The sequence below is a fragment of the Streptomyces sp. NPDC093064 genome (assembly GCF_044754605.1).
In the GTDB taxonomy this organism is placed as follows: Bacteria; Actinomycetota; Actinomycetes; order Streptomycetales; family Streptomycetaceae; genus Streptomyces.
Genome location: NZ_JBIVPK010000132.1, coordinates 1 through 3,223, shown reverse-complemented (window position 1 = coordinate 3,223; position 3,223 = coordinate 1). Strand labels below are relative to the sequence as shown.

At 57.2% G+C, this 3,223-nt stretch carries 1 rRNA gene; it reads right to left on the bottom strand.

Annotated features, from left to right (window positions below):
• A 23S ribosomal RNA gene (locus tag ACIQFZ_RS43315) occupies positions 1-3,119 on the bottom strand; the annotation flags it as partial.
• Positions 3,120-3,223 lie beyond the last annotated feature (104 nt).

Sequence of the window (3,223 nt, the reverse complement as noted above, 5' to 3'; positions counted from 1 at the left end):
GGACAAGCCCTCGGCCTATTAGTACCGGTCACCTCCACACCTCACGGTGCTTCCAGATCCGGCCTATCAACCCAGTCGTCTACTGGGAGCCTTACCCCATCAAGTGGGTGGGAGTCCTCATCTCGAAGCAGGCTTCCCGCTTAGATGCTTTCAGCGGTTATCCCTCCCGAACGTAGCCAACCAGCCATGCCCTTGGCAGAACAACTGGCACACCAGAGGTTCGTCCGTCCCGGTCCTCTCGTACTAGGGACAGCCCTTCTCAAGACTCCTACGCGCACAGCGGATAGGGACCGAACTGTCTCACGACGTTCTAAACCCAGCTCGCGTACCGCTTTAATGGGCGAACAGCCCAACCCTTGGGACCGACTCCAGCCCCAGGATGCGACGAGCCGACATCGAGGTGCCAAACCATCCCGTCGATATGGACTCTTGGGGAAGATCAGCCTGTTATCCCCGGGGTACCTTTTATCCGTTGAGCGACGGCGCTTCCACAAGCCACCGCCGGATCACTAGTCCCGACTTTCGTCCCTGCTCGACCCGTCGGTCTCACAGTCAAGCTCCCTTGTGCACTTACACTCAACACCTGATTGCCAACCAGGCTGAGGGAACCTTTGGGCGCCTCCGTTACTCTTTAGGAGGCAACCGCCCCAGTTAAACTACCCATCAGACACTGTCCCTGATCCGGATCACGGACCCAGGTTAGACATCCAGCACGACCAGACTGGTATTTCAACGACGACTCCACCCCAACTGGCGTTGGGACTTCAAAGTCTCCCAGCTATCCTACACAAGCCGAACCGAACACCAATATCAAACTGTAGTAAAGGTCCCGGGGTCTTTCCGTCCTGCTGCGCGAAACGAGCATCTTTACTCGTAGTGCAATTTCACCGGGCCTATGGTTGAGACAGTCGAGAAGTCGTTACGCCATTCGTGCAGGTCGGAACTTACCCGACAAGGAATTTCGCTACCTTAGGATGGTTATAGTTACCACCGCCGTTTACTGGCGCTTAAGTTCTCAGCTTCGCCCACCCGAAAGTGAGCTAACCGGTCCCCTTAACGTTCCAGCACCGGGCAGGCGTCAGTCCGTATACATCGCCTTACGGCTTCGCACGGACCTGTGTTTTTAGTAAACAGTCGCTTCTCGCTGGTCTCTGCGGCCACCCCCAGCTCACACTGCAAGAGTGATCACCAGGCGTGGCCCCCCTTCTCCCGAAGTTACGGGGGCATTTTGCCGAGTTCCTTAACCATAGTTCACCCGAACGCCTCGGTATTCTCTACCTGACCACCTGAGTCGGTTTAGGGTACGGGCCGCCATGAAACTCGCTAGAGGCTTTTCTCGACAGCATAGGATCATCCACTTCACCACAATCGGCTCGGCATCAGGTCTCAGACACATGCCAGGCGGATTTACCTACCTGACGTCCTACACCCTTACCCCGGGACAACCACCGCCCGGGATGGACTACCTTCCTGCGTCACCCCATCACTCACCTACTAACCGCTTGGTTCAGCGGCTCCACCACTCCCCCTCACTCCGAAGAGATCAGGGGCGGCTTCACGGCCTTAGCATCACGATGCTCGATGTTTGACGCTTCACAGCGGGTACCGGAATATCAACCGGTTATCCATCGACTACGCCTGTCGGCCTCGCCTTAGGTCCCGACTTACCCTGGGCAGATCAGCTTGACCCAGGAACCCTTAGTCAATCGGCGCACACGTTTCTCACGTGTGTATCGCTACTCATGCCTGCATTCTCACTCGTCAACCGTCCACAACTCGCTTACGCGGCTGCTTCACCCGGCAGACGACGCTCCCCTACCCATCACGATCCCCGTTGGGGGTACATATCGCAATGACACGACTTCGGCGGTACGCTTGAGCCCCGCTACATTGTCGGCGCGGAATCACTAGACCAGTGAGCTATTACGCACTCTTTCAAGGGTGGCTGCTTCTAAGCCAACCTCCTGGTTGTCTGTGCGACTCCACATCCTTTCCCACTTAGCGTACGCTTAGGGGCCTTAGTCGATGCTCTGGGCTGTTTCCCTCTCGACCATGGAGCTTATCCCCCACAGTCTCACTGCCGCGCTCTCACTTACCGGCATTCGGAGTTTGGCTAAGGTCAGTAACCCGGTAGGGCCCATCGCCTATCCAGTGCTCTACCTCCGGCAAGAAACACACGACGCTGCACCTAAATGCATTTCGGGGAGAACCAGCTATCACGGAGTTTGATTGGCCTTTCACCCCTAACCACAGGTCATCCCCCAGGTTTTCAACCCTGGTGGGTTCGGTCCTCCACGAAGTCTTACCTCCGCTTCAACCTGCCCATGGCTAGATCACTCCGCTTCGGGTCTTGAGCGTGCTACTCCATCGCCCTATTCGGACTCGCTTTCGCTACGGCTACCCCACTCGGGTTAACCTCGCAACACACCGCAAACTCGCAGGCTCATTCTTCAAAAGGCACGCAGTCACGAGAATGTGCAAGCACATTCCGACGCTCCCACGGCTTGTAGGCACACGGTTTCAGGTACTATTTCACTCCCCTCCCGGGGTACTTTTCACCATTCCCTCACGGTACTATCCGCTATCGGTCACCAGGGAATATTTAGGCTTAGCGGGTGGTCCCGCCAGATTCACACGGGATTTCTCGGGCCCCGTGCTACTTGGGTGTCTCTCAAACGAGCCGTTGACGTTTCGACTACGGGGGTCTTACCCTCTACGCCGGACCTTTCGCATGTCCTTCGCCTACATCAACGGTTTCTGACTCGTCCTACGGCCGGCAGACCGTAGAAGAGAGATCCCACAACCCCCACGACGCAACCCCTGCCGGGTCTCACACGTCGTAGGTTTAGCCTCATCCAGTTTCGCTCGCCACTACTCCCGGAATCACGGTTGTTTTCTCTTCCTGCGGGTACTGAGATGTTTCACTTCCCCGCGTTCCCTCCACACTGCCTATGAGTTCAGCAGCGGGTGACAGCCCATGACGACTGCCGGGTTTCCCCATTCGGAAACCCCCGGATCAAAGCCTGGTTGACGACTCCCCGGGGACTATCGTGGCCTCCCACGTCCTTCATCGGTTCCTGGTGCCAAGGCATCCACCGTGCGCCCTTAAAAACTTGGCCACAGATGCTCGCGTCCACTGTGCAGTTCTCAAACAACGACCAACCACCCGTCACAGCCCGCCGAAGCAGACTTTTACCGGGGCCGGCAACCGAAGACCCGACCA